17 protein-coding genes are annotated in these 16,038 nt (G+C 63.2%); 3 read left to right on the top strand and 14 right to left on the bottom strand.

Annotated features, from left to right (window positions below):
• Window positions 1-43: 43 nt before the first annotated feature.
• From BH682_RS14515 to BH682_RS14505, 3 genes are read right to left on the bottom strand one after another with little or no spacing between them, the layout of a single operon-like run.
• Window positions 44-1,321 (bottom strand): SPFH domain-containing protein, encoded by a 1,278-nt coding sequence (locus tag BH682_RS14515; protein WP_075833172.1) that lies wholly within the window; start codon window positions 1,319-1,321, stop codon window positions 44-46.
• Entirely contained in the window at window positions 1,321-1,752 is a 432-nt protein-coding gene (locus BH682_RS14510; RefSeq protein WP_003944877.1) for an NfeD family protein, read from the bottom strand. Before BH682_RS14510 ends, BH682_RS14515 begins: the two co-directional genes overlap by 1 nt.
• A gap of 42 nt (window positions 1,753-1,794) precedes the next feature.
• A complete protein-coding gene (locus tag BH682_RS14505; protein WP_064688207.1) occupies window positions 1,795-2,622 on the bottom strand; it encodes a DUF3097 domain-containing protein in 828 nt (275 codons plus the stop codon).
• A 67-nt stretch (window positions 2,623-2,689) separates the two neighbouring features.
• Here BH682_RS14505 and BH682_RS14500 point away from each other — a divergent pair, with 67 nt between their 5' ends.
• Window positions 2,690-3,481, top strand: a complete 792-nt coding sequence (locus tag BH682_RS14500) for a hypothetical protein (RefSeq protein ID WP_075833170.1) — start codon at window positions 2,690-2,692, stop codon at window positions 3,479-3,481.
• Here the strand turns inward: BH682_RS14500 and BH682_RS36695 are convergent.
• The 3 genes from BH682_RS36695 to BH682_RS14490 all read right to left on the bottom strand — a co-directional run bounded on the left by BH682_RS36695 (window position 3,471) and on the right by BH682_RS14490 (window position 5,910).
• On the bottom strand, window positions 3,471-3,833 hold the full coding sequence (locus BH682_RS36695) for a hypothetical protein (RefSeq protein WP_223304525.1): 363 nt from the start codon (window positions 3,831-3,833) through the stop codon (window positions 3,471-3,473). The two genes, BH682_RS14500 and BH682_RS36695, sit on opposite strands and share 11 nt — an antisense overlap.
• A gap of 6 nt (window positions 3,834-3,839) precedes the next feature.
• Entirely contained in the window at window positions 3,840-5,264 is a 1,425-nt protein-coding gene (locus BH682_RS14495; protein ID WP_223304524.1) for a formyltransferase family protein, read from the bottom strand.
• A gap of 154 nt (window positions 5,265-5,418) precedes the next feature.
• Complete coding sequence (locus BH682_RS14490) at window positions 5,419-5,910, bottom strand: hypothetical protein (RefSeq protein WP_075833168.1); 492 nt, start codon at window positions 5,908-5,910, stop codon at window positions 5,419-5,421.
• Window positions 5,911-5,987: 77 nt separating this feature from the next.
• Between BH682_RS14490 and BH682_RS14485 the strand changes: the two genes are divergently transcribed.
• The gene (locus BH682_RS14485; RefSeq protein ID WP_075835276.1) at window positions 5,988-6,329 is read left to right on the top strand and encodes a metallopeptidase family protein; all 342 of its coding nucleotides are present in this window, start codon (window positions 5,988-5,990) and stop codon (window positions 6,327-6,329) included.
• A 106-nt stretch (window positions 6,330-6,435) separates the two neighbouring features.
• Window positions 6,436-7,044, top strand: a complete 609-nt coding sequence (locus tag BH682_RS14480) for a transcriptional regulator (protein WP_007727873.1) — start codon at window positions 6,436-6,438, stop codon at window positions 7,042-7,044.
• 11 nt (window positions 7,045-7,055) lie between these two features.
• On the opposite strand, the gene BH682_RS14475 is transcribed toward BH682_RS14480, so the two are convergent.
• The 8 genes from BH682_RS14475 to BH682_RS14435 form a co-directional block, all read right to left on the bottom strand.
• On the bottom strand, window positions 7,056-8,108 hold the full coding sequence (locus BH682_RS14475) for a ferrochelatase (protein ID WP_075833166.1): 1,053 nt from the start codon (window positions 8,106-8,108) through the stop codon (window positions 7,056-7,058).
• Window positions 8,109-8,192: 84 nt separating this feature from the next.
• The gene (inhA, locus tag BH682_RS14470; protein ID WP_003944803.1) at window positions 8,193-8,990 is read right to left on the bottom strand and encodes an NADH-dependent enoyl-ACP reductase InhA; all 798 of its coding nucleotides are present in this window, start codon (window positions 8,988-8,990) and stop codon (window positions 8,193-8,195) included.
• 54 nt (window positions 8,991-9,044) lie between these two features.
• Window positions 9,045-9,794, bottom strand: coding sequence for a 3-oxoacyl-ACP reductase FabG1 (fabG1, locus tag BH682_RS14465; protein ID WP_007727875.1), 750 nt, complete (start codon window positions 9,792-9,794; stop codon window positions 9,045-9,047).
• A 70-nt stretch (window positions 9,795-9,864) separates the two neighbouring features.
• On the bottom strand, window positions 9,865-10,845 hold the full coding sequence (locus BH682_RS14460; RefSeq protein ID WP_003944878.1) for a VWA domain-containing protein: 981 nt from the start codon (window positions 10,843-10,845) through the stop codon (window positions 9,865-9,867).
• Window positions 10,842-11,834, bottom strand: coding sequence for a DUF58 domain-containing protein (locus tag BH682_RS14455; protein ID WP_003944991.1), 993 nt, complete (start codon window positions 11,832-11,834; stop codon window positions 10,842-10,844). Before BH682_RS14455 ends, BH682_RS14460 begins: the two co-directional genes overlap by 4 nt.
• Window positions 11,831-13,027, bottom strand: a complete 1,197-nt coding sequence (locus BH682_RS14450; RefSeq protein ID WP_003944917.1) for an AAA family ATPase — start codon at window positions 13,025-13,027, stop codon at window positions 11,831-11,833. Before BH682_RS14450 ends, BH682_RS14455 begins: the two co-directional genes overlap by 4 nt.
• A 150-nt stretch (window positions 13,028-13,177) precedes the next feature.
• Window positions 13,178-14,725, bottom strand: coding sequence for an NlpC/P60 family protein (locus BH682_RS14445; protein WP_003944866.1), 1,548 nt, complete (start codon window positions 14,723-14,725; stop codon window positions 13,178-13,180).
• A 451-nt stretch (window positions 14,726-15,176) separates the two neighbouring features.
• Entirely contained in the window at window positions 15,177-15,767 is a 591-nt protein-coding gene (locus BH682_RS14435; protein ID WP_021332993.1) for an Rv1476 family membrane protein, read from the bottom strand.
• Window positions 15,768-16,038 lie beyond the last annotated feature (271 nt).

Raw genomic sequence — 16,038 nt, 5'->3', positions numbered from 1 at the left:
GTGATGAGTGCCCGTCCCGATCAACGTTCGCTACGAGAGGCGTCTACTGGCGCTGGCCACCCTCGGGCGGCTGCCCCTGGTACGGGTACTTCTGCTGGAAATCTTCACGCTCGGGCGGCAACTGACCCGGCCAAGGATTTTCGCCCTGCTGTGGCAACGCGGGATCTACGAATCCAGGCTGCTCGGGCGCACTCTCACGGCGGTGCCTGACCGCAGCTGCCGGGTCTTCGACCGGTGTGCGTGCAGCAACTTCAGCAGCGCGCACTGCTTCCGCGATAGCCGGATCGGATTTGGTCTCGAACCACTCCGCCACCTCGGCTGAATCGTCCTCAGGATTGGGAAGATTCTCTTCGGCGGCCGGCGGCTCATACCGGAAAACGCCATCCTGCCCTTGCGCGCCAAGCGTTTTGGCAAATCCCTTCAGCGCGTCACCGAAGTCGCTGGGTACGAGCCACACCTTGTTCGCATCGCCTTGCGCCATCTGCGGCAACGTCTGAAGATACTGGTATGCAAGCAATTCCGGAGTCGGCTTACCGGACTTGATGGCAGCAAAAACCTTCTCGATGGCCTTGGCCTCGCCTTGAGCCTGCAAGTACTTGGCCGCGCGGTCACCTTGAGCACGAAGGATCTGGGACTGACGCTCACCCTCGGCGTTCAGGATCGAGGCCTGCTTGTTTCCCTCGGCAGAAAGAATCTGGCTCTGCTTGGCGCCCTCGGCGGTCTTGATAGCGGATTCGCGGTGACCTTCAGCCGTCAGAATCATCGCGCGCTTCTCGCGGTCCGCCTTCATCTGCTTTTCCATCGACTCCTGGATCGAGGGCGGCGGATCGATGCTCTTGAGCTCGACGCGGGCCACTCGCAGGCCCCAGCGACCGGTCGCCTCGTCGAGGACACCACGAAGCTGACCGTTGATGGAATCACGCGAGGTAAGCGTCTCTTCGAGGGTCATTCCGCCGACGACGTTTCGCAGCGTGGTGGTCGCCAACTGCTCGACGGCAGCGATGTAGTTGCTGATCTCGTACACCGCAGCTTGCGGATTGGTGACCTGGAAGTACACCACCGTGTCGATGGACAGTGTCAGGTTGTCCTGGGTGATCACCGGCTGCGGTGGGAAGGAGACCACCCGCTCACGAAGATCCACCTTGGCGCGCACACGATCGGCGAACGGGATCAAGAACGTGAGCTGCCCGGACACCGTCTTCGAATACCTACCGAGCCGCTCGATCACCGCGGCTTCTGCCTGCGGTACCAGTGCTACCGACTTCGCGACCACCAAGATCACGAATAGCACCAACACACCGAGCACTATGAGTGCTGCCATTAAGGTCCCCTCCAGACGACTGCTGTTGCGCCGTTGATTTCCATCACCGTCACCTTGGTGCCCGGCGGGTACACCTCGGTGGTGTCGTACGGCCTGGCAGTCCACACCTCGCCGTCCAACTTGACCTGCCCGGAATGCTCGCCCACTTCTTCCAGAACCAGAGCGTGCTTACCTTCGAGTGCCTGTATTCCGGTCGGGGTCGGCGGCGGACTACCGAAGCGACGCAACATGATCGGTCGCACGCCCAGGACGAGGGCGGCGGAGAACACTCCGAACATGACGGCGTCGACCCAGACCGGGAAGTCGGTGACAGCACTGACACCGGCAGTAGCGAGCGCCCCACCGGCGAGCATCAGCAGGAAGAAATCCCCCACCAGCGCTTCGGCCCCGGCGAGCACCAGTGCTCCGATCAGCCAAATAAGTGCAGCCACAACACCATCTAACCAGAATGTGTGACCCAGGCCGCCGCTACGTCAGTTCGGCTCGGTAACGAAATCGACAAGTTGTTCGACTGCACCGATCAAAGGAGCTTCCAGATCGCGGAAGCTCTCGACCGAGTTGTAGACCCGCCGCCAGCCCTCTTGAGGTGTCCCCCAGCCCAGTTCGCGGCAGATTCCCGTCTTCCAATCCTCGCCGCGTGGAATCTTCGGCCAGGAGGCGATTCCGACAGATTTGGGACGAACGGCCTCCCACACGTCGATGTACGGGTGCCCGGTCACCAACACGTTCGGGCCGAGGCCCTGAGTCAGTTGGGTTTCCTTGGAACCGGTGACCAGGTGGTCGACCAGGACCCCGACGCGGCGGCCGGGACCAGGCCCGAATTCGGCAAGCCGCTCCCCCAGATTGTCGAGTCCTTCGAGATGTTCGACGACAACACCTTCGACGCGAAGATCGTGACCCCACACCCGCTCGACGAGGGCAGCATCGTGTACTCCCTCCACCCAGATCCGGCTGGGCAGTGCCGTGCGGGCGCGTAAGCCTTCGACTCGCGTCGAACCCGAAGCCGACCGTGCGGGTCTGGTGGACACGGGCTTGGGGGCCGGGCGTACGAGGGTGACCGGTGAGCCGTCGATGAGGAAGGCCGCCTCGCGCATCGCGAACAACCGCGTCCGGGAACGACCGTCCTCGAGTCGCACGAAATCGCCGTCGTACGTGCGCTCGAAACCGACTACCGCACCGCAGAATCCCGTCGCCGCATCCTCGACGACAAGATCACGCTCGGCCGCCACTTCAGGCGTCACGCGCTTCTGTTTGCGGGTATGACCCGCAAAAATGTCACCGTATCCGTTGCCACCGCTCACGCCGGATCACGCTAGGTCACAACGCCGGGGCCGCGCATGTCGCCACGCCGAACTAAACTTCACGGTCATGAGTTCTCCCAGCGCAACCCTCACCGTGTGGGCAGCGTCATGGCTCGCCGGCGACGCTGCGCCGGACGACGTCATCGACGCCCTTGCCGCGTGGGCACCGATGCACCTGATCGGCGCCGCCGATGCGGAAACCGCGGTCCGCCACGATCTCGAATGGCCGGGAGTCACGGCTTCCGGTGTGCCCACCCTGCTCAGAATCGCGCGCTCGGAGGCTGCCGAGGTCCGCCTGGTCCTTCCCACGGCCGGTGATGTACGTGGTCTGCCCACCGGGACCGAGTTCGCGCGCGCTGCGATCGCAACGGGTGAAGGGATACAGATCGGCGCCGTCGGCAAGCCGGGAGTCGGACTCGTGCCGTCGAAGGAAGGCCCGGACGTCTTGCGATGGACGGTCTTCTCCATTCCCACTGTGGCGGGCAGCGCCGAATCGATCGGACTCCGCGAAGCCGAATACGAACTGCGCCAGGCTGTTCGGGACGCAGCCGAGGTGCTCGGCGGGCTTCCGGCCGTAGCCACCGGAATGCCTGGAAACGACGCTCGTACGCTGGTCGCCGAAGCCCTGCAGGCACAGGCCGGACACCGCTGGCCGTCGACACTGTCACCTCGGCATTTACAGGTGATCGACACCGCCGACAACGTGGCAGCCATTCTCACCGTGGCTGCGTCGATATCGACCAATCAGGCCCCGAGCGTGTCCACTGCGCAGAGGCGTGACGACCTGCTGCGACGACTGTGGGACGTTGTTCGCACTGCCCGTGTCGCGTCGGCGAACAGCGTGTCGATCAGAGCTTGAGCACGAAGTTCCGGCGTTTCTCGGCAAACCCGTTGCGGTCACCGAACATGTCGATCTTCATCTCTTCGAGCTCACGCTCCTCGTAGGGCTCCACCGGATCACGTTCCAGTCGAAGACGTTTGCGCTCCAGCATCGATTCCAGCCGATCTCCTTCGAGCAAGTCGGTGGCGACCTCGCGCAACCACGCCTCGAACAGATCCGGCCGCCTGGGGCCGATCGCGTCGACAAGTCCGATGTCCAAGGCTCGACGGATGCCTATCGCACTGCACTCGGCCAGCAAACTGCGGGCCTGCTGCTCGCCGACCCGAGCCGGAAGTGTGTACGTGCGCAGTTCCGAGCCGAACAGGCCCATCGTGGCTTAATGAGGATTGAGAACCACACCGTCCCTGGCCACGACTACGTCGGCTCCAAGCGGGAGCATGACCCCGCCGGCACCGGCGTTGCCTGTGAATGCCGCCACCACAACCTGTTCCGTACAGGTGACGATCGCTTTCGCGATCTCGTTGATGGCTTTGATGTTGGCCCACGCTTCTCCGGCTTGATCCGACGCGGCCTCGATGACGTTGAGGTGGATACCGTTGCTGAATCTGTCGTAGTCACCCGTCAGGACAAGGATCTTGGTGTCCTGCGCGATCGCCCAGCGGAGCCTGGAGGCCAGTCGCGCGCATTGCTTCGTACTCATCGCACCGTTGTAGAAGCGGAACGAGATATATCCGATTTCGCCGTCGCGGTGATAGTCGGTCTCGGGGTAACGACTCTCCCAGACCTGTGGAACGAACACGTCCGGACGTACGACCGCGGTCGACGGAAGTTTGACATTGCCGGCGCCGACGAGCCGCGCATGTCCGATCCAAACGGAGCCCGCACCGGTGGCAACACGTATTGCCTGGTGGAAGTACTCGACGATGGTGCCGGGCGCTGCATCGACGTGGGTATCGAGGTGAGCGTCGTAGACGTAGACCCGGTCGAGCCCCAACTGAACGGCGACGCCGGGAAACCCGTCGGCGGCGTTGACGGCGCGGACGATGCTCGACGCGTCTTCCTCCCAGCTGAAAACGCGATCGGCCTGTTTCATGCTCGGCCGCGATCGGGTCGAAGCCACGGGCCGCGCAACTCGGTCCGATGGAATCGGCTGGAAGTAAGGAGTACGGAAATGTTCGACGACCTCTCCAATGCACTCCATCGCCGCGTCGGTGACTTCCTCGTTGTATACCGAGGATTTGGTTGCCCCGTTCCGGAGTTCGAACGTCCGCCACGCCCACACCGGCCCGGCATCGAGTTCCTCAGCGGCCTGCAATGCCGTGACACCCCAGATCGGTTCGCCATCCGTTATCGCCCAGTCCAGCGACGACGGCCCGCGATCTCCGGGCGGGCCGGGATGGATGATGATCGTTGTCCACCGCTGCCAAACAGATTCCGGGACATAGGCTTTCAAGAACGGGCAGATGACGAGGTCAAAATCTCCCGAAGAAGTCGCGGCCAGCACTGCGTCCGCGTCGGCGACGACGGCTGTACGGACTTGGTGTCCCGCCTCGCGAAGAACAAGACCGGCCCGCTGCGAGAGACCGTTGTCGGAGGTGACGAGAAGAAGCACGCTCAACGGTGGCGCGAAGGTCGTACGTGGGCGTGAGCGCCGGAACAGCGCCGCCGTCGCCGCTCGCAGACGGCCCCTGCCCGATACACCTTCACGTAGCTTAGCCGTTGCTACATCGCTGGAAATAGCCACAGAAGTCGTGAGCGCGGCCGATTTGGGCATCGGTCGTACTTCGGGGGTCGAAACCATGAATTCCTGCTCGCATGCTCGGGTATCTGCAGCGCAGACCAGACTCCCCCCAGAGCAGGACCGACGCACCGATAGATTGATTGAGGTATTTAGGGACTTTATACCTACCGTCGGTTTGTTTCAATAGCTATTTTCAAGCAAACCGTTTGATCGATCAACCCACAGTCTTGTGATTGATCGCGATATGGCGGTCGATGCGAATATGTTCATCCAGCGTCGGGTAGCGCAAACCGGTGTCCTGGCTGTACCCCTGACGGCGCAACCAATCCAGGACGTCGCCCCAGAACCAGATCCCCCCGGCAACCGAGTTGTACGGAATCGGGAAAGGCGTAGCCGCCTGCCGGACCCCTCGCACCCACTGCCCGACAGCTTGCCGCGTCACCCCCGCACGGTCGGCAATGTCCTGACGTGACACCAGATCGGGATGTGTCCGCTGGGGACGCACGCCTGCAGCCACCAACTGGTCCACCACGGTGATAGCCGTTGTCGCCGCTCGCATACCTTCCGAGGTGAGCGTCAGCAGCTCCAGCCCGCGTCGGTCCTCGACCCTTCCGCCCAAGCTCTCTTCGATCGCCTGCTCTTGCGAGACTGTCAGCATCTGAACGATGAATGTGAATTCGTAACGGTGATAGAGGTCTTCGGCCACGCAATGAACATAGCCGTAAGCTGCACTGTTTCCACATGGACACACCCGGATCCCGCCCCCGCACGCACAATGGGCAGATGATCGACGTGGACGACAGCCAGTTCGAGGACATGGTCAAGCGGGCGCTCGACAGCCTGCCACCGAAATTGGGTGCGGAGATGGCCAATGTCGCAGTGACCGTTCAACTCGAAGGTGGACGACCGGGGCTACTCGGGCTGTATCAGGGCATCCCACTGACCAAGAGAACCACCACGTACGCCGGCGTCCTTCCCGATCACATCACGATCTACCGCAGGGCCATCTGTGCGATCTGCAGCACCGAAGACGAGGTGATCGAGCAAGTTCGCCGAACCGTGATCCACGAAATCGGCCACCACTTCGGGATCGGAGATCCCCGGTTGCGTGAACTCGGATGGTGACAACCGACTCATCTACAAGTCGGAAATCAGCTAGAGGTTGATAATCGGCGAATTGTCATGTCAGCTGTACCAAGCCCGCAACAATTGAACACTTACAGGAGTTCGCATGGTCAATTTGATCCAGATCGCCCCGAAGAATGCCCCGACGTTCGCGATGAGCCGACAGAAGGCCGCAGAACTGCTGGGCATCTCGGTCGACAGCGTCGCGTTTCTCCTCAAGTCTCGCTATCTCCCGGATCTGGACGCCGGTCGGTTGATCAAGATGGCCAACCAGCCTTGGTTGTACTCGGACGGCGACTTTCCCGTCCTTCAGCAGGGCGCATCCGAACTTGCACCCAAGAAGATGCTGCCCGCACGTAAGTACATCGGCGAGAGCGCAATTCACTCCGACGCCGAATGCGTGGAGGCCAACCAGGGGCAGTGGGCGGGATTCAACGTCGACCATGTGCTCGGCGCCCGCTTCCTGCCTGTGACGCTGCGCAAGTTTCCGGTGTCGGTGCTGCAGATCCACGACGTCAACGACGACGACGAAGAACGCGTCTCGTTTGTCGCGACCCTCGCCGGGCGAGTCCGCGAACTGGGCGCGCCCGAACTCAACTACATAGACCCGTCACTGAGCCCCGAGGATCGACAGATCGTCGAGACGCTCCTCACCTCGCGCAGCACGTCCACCGTTCCCGGGCCCTGCGGAAAGCTCAAGCATCCGAACACCTGAGCGCCGGACCGTCAGCGGGGACGCTGAACGGCCGCGCAGCAATTGACCGCACACGAGAGACCGTTGGTGGTCGAGCCGAGCAGCGGCTCGACCCCCAGTCGCAGTGGCTGCTCGGCCTCGGCCAGTTCCCGAACGAGCGTGGGCACCAGCTGCGCAAAACGCTGATCGCGGCCGGGCGTTGCTGCCCGAACGAAATCCATCCCGAGTTCGGCTGCCTTGTCCTTGGCCTCGGTGTCCAGGTCCCACACCACTTCGAGGTGATCGGAGACGAAACCGACGGGGCACACGATCACGGCGCGAACATCCTTGGCGGACAACGTATCCAGGTGATCACAGATGTCGGGGTCCAGCCACGGAACCTGCGGCGGGCCTGATCGCGACTGCCACACCAGATCGAAATCCTCGGCGCCGACGGCCTCGGCAACCAACTTCGCGGCCTCGGCGACCTGTCGACTGTAGAGGTTTCCGCCCTCTGCCGGCGGCCCTGCATTGCGGTCTGCGGCACTCGGTACCGAATGCGCGGTGAACACCAGGCGCGCAGTATCGCGAGTCGCTTCGGGCAACTCTGCGCGGGCCGCGCGCACACCGTCGGCGAACGCGCCGACGACCAGCGGATGGTCGTAGTACTGGCGAAGTTTTGTCAGCGTCGGTGCGCCGTCACCGACCGCCTCACGGGCGCGAGCGATGTCCTCGTGGTACTGCCGACATCCGGAGTAACCACCCCACGCCGACGTGGCGAACACGGCGGCGTTGCGGACACCGTCCACGCGCATCTTGGCAACGGTGTCTTCGACCATCGGGTGCCAGTTGCGGTTGCCGAAGTACACGGGCAAATCCACGCCGGCTGCTGCCAGCTCACCTTCGACCCGTTCGATCAGGTCTCGGTTGAGCGCGTTGATGGGCGAAACTCCACCGAAATGCATGTAGTGCTCGACGACGGCGTCGAGCCGCTCCGGTGGCACTCCCCTACCGCGGGTGACGTTTTCGAGGAACGGCCGTACGTCTTCGGGTTTCTCGGGACCGCCGAACGACAAAACGAGAAGAGCATCGAACTGCATGTCCATACTTGCGGTCATGAGTTCAATCTTGCGCGATGCCGTTCGGCGGGAGTCACCCGGGTACTCACCTGCGTAGTAGAAGGGGTGCTACTAGCCGACCATCGCGTGGAAGCCGCCGTCGACGTAGATGATCGACGCGGTCGTGCCGGGCAACCAATCCGAGAGAACGGTGCAGACCGTTTTGGCGACCGGCTCGCGATCGTCGACGTCCCAGCCGATGGGCGCAGCACCGTCCCAGGCGGTGTTCAGCTTGTCCAACTCCGCGCCCGGACCGGTGCTGTCGCCGGCAATGGCCTTGGCGGCCAGGGTCTTGATCGGGCCGGAGGACACCAGGTTCGAGCGGATGCCGCGGACGCCGACCTCTTTGGCGACGTAACGGTTGACGGCCTCGAGGGTTGCCTTGGAGACACCCATCCAGTTGTAGAAGGGCATTGCGCGTGCCGGATCGAAGTCCATTCCGACGATGGACGCGTTGTCGTTGAGCACCGGCAGCAAGGCCTTGGCCAGTGCGCTGTACGAGTAGGCGGACACCTCGAGTGCGACCGCCACGTCTTCCCACGGCGCGTCCATGAACGGGCTTCCCAGGCAGGAGCGGGGAGCGAAGCCGATCGAGTGGACGACGCCGTCGATACCCTCGGGAGCCAGCTCGCGCACACGCTCGGCGAGAGAGGCGAGATCCTCCGAGCTCTGGACGTTGAGCGAGATTGCCGGCGGCACGGGCTGCGGCAGTCGCTGGGCGATGCGGTCGATGAGGCGCAGACGATCGAATCCGGTGATCAGTACCTTCGCGCCCTGCTCCTGCGCGACCTTGGCCACGTGGAACGCGATCGACGAATCGGTGATGATGCCGGTGACAAGAATGGTCTTACCCTCGAGCAAGCCGCCCATGAGATGTCCTCCTGATTTCAGACGTACGAGAAAGGTGTGTGTGCGAAAAGCGGGTCAGTGCCCCATGCCGAGTCCACCGTCGACGGGGATGACCGCACCCGAGACGTAGGCCGAATCGTCGGAGGCGAGGAAACTGACAACTGCTGCAACATCTTCCGGCTTTCCGGTCCGCTGCAACGGGATGAACTCGGTGGCCTTGTCCTTGACGTCGTCGCCCAGTGCTGCCGTCATGTCGGTCTCGATGAACCCGGGAGCGACGACGTTGGCGGTGATCGAACGTGAGCCGAGTTCCCTTGTCAGGGAACGAGCGATACCGACGATGCCTGCTTTGGACGCGGCGTAGTTGACCTGGCCGGCTTGTCCTGCCAGACCCACCACAGAGCCGAGGAAGATGAACCGTCCGAAACGCGCGCGCAGCATCGACCGGGTCGCACGCTTCGAGAGGCGGAACGTACCGGTGAGGTTCGCGTCGACGACGCTCGTGAACTGCTCTTCGCTCATTCGCATGATCAGTGTGTCGTCGGTGACGCCGGCATTGGCGACGATGACCTCGACCGGCCCCTGGTGCGCTTCGACCTCTTTGAACGCACGGTCGATCGACTCGGTGTCGGTGACGTCGCACACGACGCCGAACAACCCTTCGGGGACACCGGAACCGCGGTGCGTGACGGCTACCTTGTGGCCGTCTGCGGCGAGCCGCTGAGCGACGGCCAAGCCGATTCCGCGGTTACCGCCGGTGACGAGCACCGAGCGCGGTGTGGTGACGGTCCGTTCGGAAACCACTGTCGTGGGAGGGGTAGACATGGCGATCAACCTATCAATTCTCTGCGGGCCGCGTACCAGCGGTATTTGGACAATTCGGAACTGCTCTCGATCAGGGCAGACGCTGCCTGCGTACCAGGGCAATCGTCAGACCAGCGGTCGCGAACACGACGCCGAGAACCAACCACGGTCGACTCGCATCGCCTCGTGTCGTCTCGAAACCGATCTGCTCTTCGAGCGTGTCGTACACCTGGCGCAGTTCTTCGAGGCTCGATGCCGTGAAGAAACTTCCGCCGGAAAGGTTGGCGATCTCCTTCAATGACGCGTCGTCGACCGGGACGGGGATTCGGTCTCCTTCGATCTCGACTCGCCCGTATGTCGTTCCGAAGGAAATGGTCGAGATCGGAACGCCCTTGTCCTTGGCCTGACGGGCAGCGGTGAATCCGCCCCGCGGATCGTCCGAGTTCTCGGGAACGGTCTGCTTACCGTCGGACAGCAACACGATGCGCGCCGGTGGCGCCTGATCGCTGCCGCCGAGAACAGCCGACAGCGTGTCGATCGACTGCAACGAGGTGAAGATCGCTTCGCCCGTCGCCGTTCGCTCACTGAGCTTGAGGTTGTCGATGGCGACCTTCGTCGCGTCACGATTCGTGGTGGGCGACACCAGAACCGAAGCGGTTCCGGCAAATGCGACCAACCCGAGGTTGATGCCGGGAGTCAGACCGTCGGCGAACGACTTCGCAGCTTCCTGCGCTGCTGCCAATCGCGTCGGCTCGACGTCGGTGGCCTGCATCGACAGCGACACGTCGATCACGAGGATCACCGTGGCACGGTTTCGCGGGACCTTCTTGTCTGCCGTCGGACCGGCAAGGGCGACGGTGAAGAACACCAATGCGATGACCATCAGAATCGCCGGAATATGACGCCACCGCCCGGGCCGCGAAGGCGCGACCTTCTCCAACAGTGCGAAGTTCGTGAACCGAAGTGTGTGCTTGGCTCGCTGCTTCTGCACGAGTACGTAACCGACCACCAACGCGGCGATGACAGCGAGGAACAGCAGCCACCACGGTGCGGTGAATTGCGAAAGACTCACGAACGAACGCCCCCAGTTCCGGCGCCGGCACCATAACTGTGTCGGCGTGCCGAGATGAATCTCACGACGTCGGCGATCCAGTCCCGATCGGTGTGCAGGGACATGAGCGGTGCGCCGCAACGACGTAGAGCTTGCCTGACCTCGACGCGGTGCTCGGCGGCGACTCTGGCGAAGTCGGCGCGCAATTGCGGCGTCGTGGTGAATTCTCTGGTCCGGCCGGACTCGGGATCGTGGAGCACCACGTCGCCCACGTCGGGCAGTTCGAGGTCTCGCGGATCGACCACTTCGACACCGAGCACGTCGTGCCGTCCTGAAATGGCGCGCAGCGAGCGTTCCCAGTCGATCGGTCCGAGGAAGTCACTGATGACCACCGCCAGTCCGCGCCGACGCTGTGGGCGTCTGAGCGCTTCGATCGCGCCGACCAGATCACCGCGTACCCCGTCCGGCGCGTGCGGAGTCGTCGCGATCTTGCGGAGCATCGCCTGTGCGTGAATTCGCCCACCGCGGGCCGGAATTCGAGTTGTCTGTGCGCCGGTCGAGATGATGGCGCCGACGCGGTTACCGCCCGAACTGGTCAGGTGAGTGATCGCCGCGGCTGCGGCGACGACCAGGTCGCGCTTCTCGCATCCGGCGGTCCCGAAGTCGAGACTTGCGGACAAGTCGATGACGAGCCACGTCTCGAGCTCACGATCTGCGACCGACTGACGCACGTGTGGGTGCGTCGTCCGTGCGGTGACGGACCAGTCCATCTGCCGCACGTCGTCGCCCGGCTGATACTCGCGGGCATCTCCCGGCTCCGAACCCGGACCGGGAATCAGGCCGAGATGATCGCCGTGCAGCACACCGTCGAGGCGGCGGCGAACCGTCAGTTCGAGGGTGCGCAGCGCAGCGGTGAGTTTGGGGTCGCTGAGCTCGCCGGATCGGAACGACGGCGGAGAACCGGTGGATCCGGCGGGTGTCGCCTGGCCACCGTCGCGGCCTTCGGTCACTGCGGGCGACTCATCGTCTCAGCGGTCGCGATCGGCGCGCCGTTGCCCTGCGGATTAGCTGTGCCCTGCGGATTAGCTGTGCCCGGTGCGTTGAACTGCGGTGCTTGTGGTGCGCCCTGCTGGGGCGGACCGGGAACGGTGGGGACCGGCCGCGCGGCGATCTGCGGCAGTCCGACGGTCTGCAGCACCCGGGCGATGACGGCGTCGGGAGTCACCTCGTCGGCCATGGCGTCGTAGGAAAGAACGAGACGGTGACGCAACACGTCCGGGATCACCTCGATGACGTCCTGCGGCACTACGTAGTCGCGCCCGCGGACGAGAGCGAGGGCCCGCGACGCGGCGATGATGCCGAGCGTCGCGCGGGGTGAGGCGCCGTACGCGATCCAGCCTGCGACGTCCTCGAGTCCGACTTCACGCGGCGTACGCGTGGCGGCGATGACCCGGACAACGTAATCGACGAGCGCGTGGTGAACGAAGACGTTGCTGGCGACGCGTTGGAGCCTGACCAACTCCTCCGGACCGAGGATCTGGTGCGGCTCCGGCGCTGCCACGCCCATCCGGTAGACGATTTCGCGTTCTTCCTCCACTGTCGGGTAATCGACGAGGATCTTGAACAGGAAGCGGTCGCGCTGCGCTTCGGGGAGCGGGTAGACGCCCTCGTTCTCGATGGGGTTCTGCGTCGCCATCACCAGGAACGGATCGGGCATGTGGTACCGCTTGCCACCGATCGAGACGTGGCGTTCTGCCATCACCTCGAGGAGCGCGGACTGCACCTTGGCCGGGGCACGGTTGATCTCGTCGGCCAACACGAAGTTGGCGACGACGGGGCCAAGTTCGGTGTCGAACTCCTCGCGGCCCTGACGGTAGATGCGCGTGCCGATCAGGTCGGTGGGCACCAGGTCCGGGGTGAACTGGACGCGGGAGAACGAACCGCCGACGACCTTCGCGAAAGTCTCGACGGCCAGCGTCTTGGCGACACCGGGTACGCCTTCGAGGAGGACGTGCCCCTTGGCGAGAAGTCCGACGAGAATGCGCTCGACAAGCCGGTCCTGCCCGACGATGACTCGCTTGACCTCGTAAATCGCTCGTTCCAAGGTCTGAACGTCGGCTGCCAGGGAAGGTGCTGCTCCGTCCGCACTTCCACTCGCCTTGCTTACGTCGACCGTTCCGACCGAATCTTCACGTGAGGTCACCAAGAATCCATCGCTTTCACCTAGAAAAGTACCGACAGTAACGTGTTCCCCGTCAACTATTCCAGGTAGTTGCGCTCGATGCCGTAACACCACGTCGGGAACTTGATACTTCCCTGACAATGCGGGTGTCAGCGGCATTTCCTCTGACGGTCAGGACACCAGTCGGACGGCGTACGGCGTCATTCCGCCCCACCGAACCGGTGAGACCATGACACTCGAACCGGATTGTGGTGCCTCGAGCATCTGACCATTACCAAGGTAGAGCGCCACGTGTTGGCTGGCGTTGGGGCCGTAGAAGATCATGTCGCCGCGCTTCATCTCCGAAGACGGAACCTGAGTGCCTGCGGTGTACTGATAGCCGGTGTAGTGCGGCAGCGAGATCCCGATGCCGGCAAAGGCATAAATCATCAAGCCGGAGCAGTCGAACCCGACCTTGTTGAAGTCGCCGTAACTGTCAGCGACGCCGCCGTCACGGATGCCTCGCGTCGGACCGTTCTCGTCGCCGCCGCCCCAGGCATACTGCACGCCTAGCTGAGACATTCCGCGGTCGATGACGGATTCGATTGCAGCGCTTCCGGTGACGGAAGGCTTCGGAGTGGTGGGTTTCGGCGTCGTCGGCTTCGGGGTGGTGGGCTTGGGCGTCGTGACCGTTTCCTCGTCGGTGCCGGTCTCTTCGTCCGTGCCTGTTTCCTCGTCGGTCCCTGTTTCTTCGTCAGTCCAGGTGTCGTCGTCGTCCGGGATGACGGTCGGAGTCGGGTCTTCGACCGCGGTGTGCGGACGCTGGGCTGCTGCCAATGCGGCAGCTCGATCCTTGGCTGCCTGGTCGGCAGCGGCACGGGCGGCGGCCTGAGCGGCCGCTTCCTTGGCAGCGGCTTCGAGAGCCTTCTGATGAGCTTCCTCGGCGCGGCGCTGTTCGTCCCAGGTCGCGTATGCCTGGCGTTGACCCTGCAAGCCGGCGACGGCGTTGCGGGCGGCGTCGAGCTGAGCCTGGGCAGAGTTGCGCTCGGCTTCGATCGCGGCCTTCTTGGCTACCTGCTGATCGAGAGCGTTGCGCGCGATCTGAATCGCTTGCTCCGCCAGATCCTTCAGTTGTGCCGCGACCTCGGCGGCGGCATCGGCCTGCTGCTTGGCCTGGCGGGTCGCGGAATCCTTGTTCGCCTGCTCGGTACGTGCTCGCTGGAGACCGTCGAGCACTGCACTCTGCGTATTGGCGAGAAGCTTGAGGACCTGGGCGCGGTCGAGAACGTCGCCAGGACCCTTGGCGTCGAGGAACGACGAGATCGACGCAGTATTGGTGCCCTTGACGTAGCTCGAGCGTGCGTACTTGTCGAAGTCCGTCTGAGCGACCTCGATCTGCGCCGACGCGTCCTTCAGAGCTTGTTTCGTGACTCCGACGGCCTGCGCTGCGGAGTCTGCGGCGCCGCGAGCGTTCTGCAGATCCACGAGAGTCTTGTTGACGTCTTCACGCTTGATCGCAACTTCGTTGTCGAGTGCCGACAACTGTTCGTTTGCCGATGCGACTTGATTGATGAGCGCGCTGACGGTGCCGACGCTCGACGAGACCTGCGAATCTGCCGCGGCGATATCCGAGTCACTCGGATTCGGCGGCGGTGGCGGTACGGCCGAGGACATGGCCGGCGTCCCGACGATCAGGGATCCGACGACGCCGAATCCGATGACCAGTTGCGCCAGGCGCATCGATTTACGGGAAGGACCACGACGGGACTCGCCGCCACGTGTTACTTGCCTCACAAATAACTCTCCCTCGCGTGTAACGCCACGGCCCGCTGGGTCGCCGATCCGTGCGGGGAGGGAATGCGCAGACCAAGCACGGGTCGCCCACAGCCCGAGAGCTGCTCCTCGACCTGGACGTGTCGTACGAACGCCACCGTCGACACCTCGAGAACGAGGCAACCGACAAGTACGCGTCGAACAACATCAGCCTGTCTGCGACACTTCTTCCCCAAAAAGTGCCAGTTGTACCGTACGACACTCAAGCGTTCTTTGGAAACTTTAGCCACAAATAACACAAACGGTATTTGAGCTGGTCGAATGGCATGCAGGCACCAAAAAGGGCAGGTACTCACCGCAAACAGCAGTGAGTACCTGTTTTCGACGAGTTACTGAAAATCTCGCAAAAGGACCAAGGTCAGACGGAATCGGCCCGGTGGTCGGATGGTGCTGGTGTTTCCGAAGTCGAGGCGATATGTCTGGTTTGCGCGTTTTCTGGCTCTCGCCGCCACTTGACGGCAAAGGTAATTCCGGCAATAACCGCCACCACTGCGATGACAAGGACCGTGTAAAGCGTCCACGGCGGACCTGGCGCCACGATCTCGTGCGAGAAGCGGTCCGCGGTCACGCTTGCGCTTTCGCCGAAAGATCGGTCCTGTGCAGTTTCGAGCTGCACTCGACTGATCGAATCGCTGTAGCTACCCATCCAGTCAGGGCTCAGAACGAGAACCGTTCCGCCTTCTGTTTTGCCGACCGTCGTGGCCAGGTCTCGAAGATCGGACGGCCGGCCCGGATTTGCGTCGACTACTACGACGCTCAAGTCGACACCACGTTCACGAGCGTCGGTCACCACCGCGGTCAGCCCCGCAACATCATCCGCGGGGGCGGAGACGCCGTCCGTCGAAATGTCCGCGAGCACGTCGTCGAGATCGACGTCCGACGGAACAGCGACGTGCAACGGGGACTTCACGTGCACAGGCGCAAAAGCGTGATTTGTAGGAGCAGACATCTCTCATCCGGGTGCTGTTCGGATTCCGTCCACCGCTGAGATGCGGGGAGTTCTTCCGAGGTCGTTTTTCGGCGGCCGACCCGCGACGGGCCTGCATGCACCCTACTTCAGGTCGACTGCCACCAGGCGTCACACACAACCGCCGCGCGTGCCGCCCGAGCGGTAGCTGTGGGTGCGGTCACCCAGCCAAGCCTGCGTTGCGCAGGCCCGCAGTCTGCATGAAGATTGTTTCGGTCAACTTGCCCTGAATTCTCACAGGACAAGCGTACTG

The sequence above is a fragment of the Rhodococcus sp. YL-1 genome (assembly GCF_001942025.1).
Lineage (GTDB): Bacteria > Actinomycetota > Actinomycetes > Mycobacteriales > Mycobacteriaceae > Rhodococcus_F > Rhodococcus_F qingshengii.
Note: the sequence above shows the minus strand (reverse complement) of the source record. Positions and strands in the feature narration are given on the sequence as shown.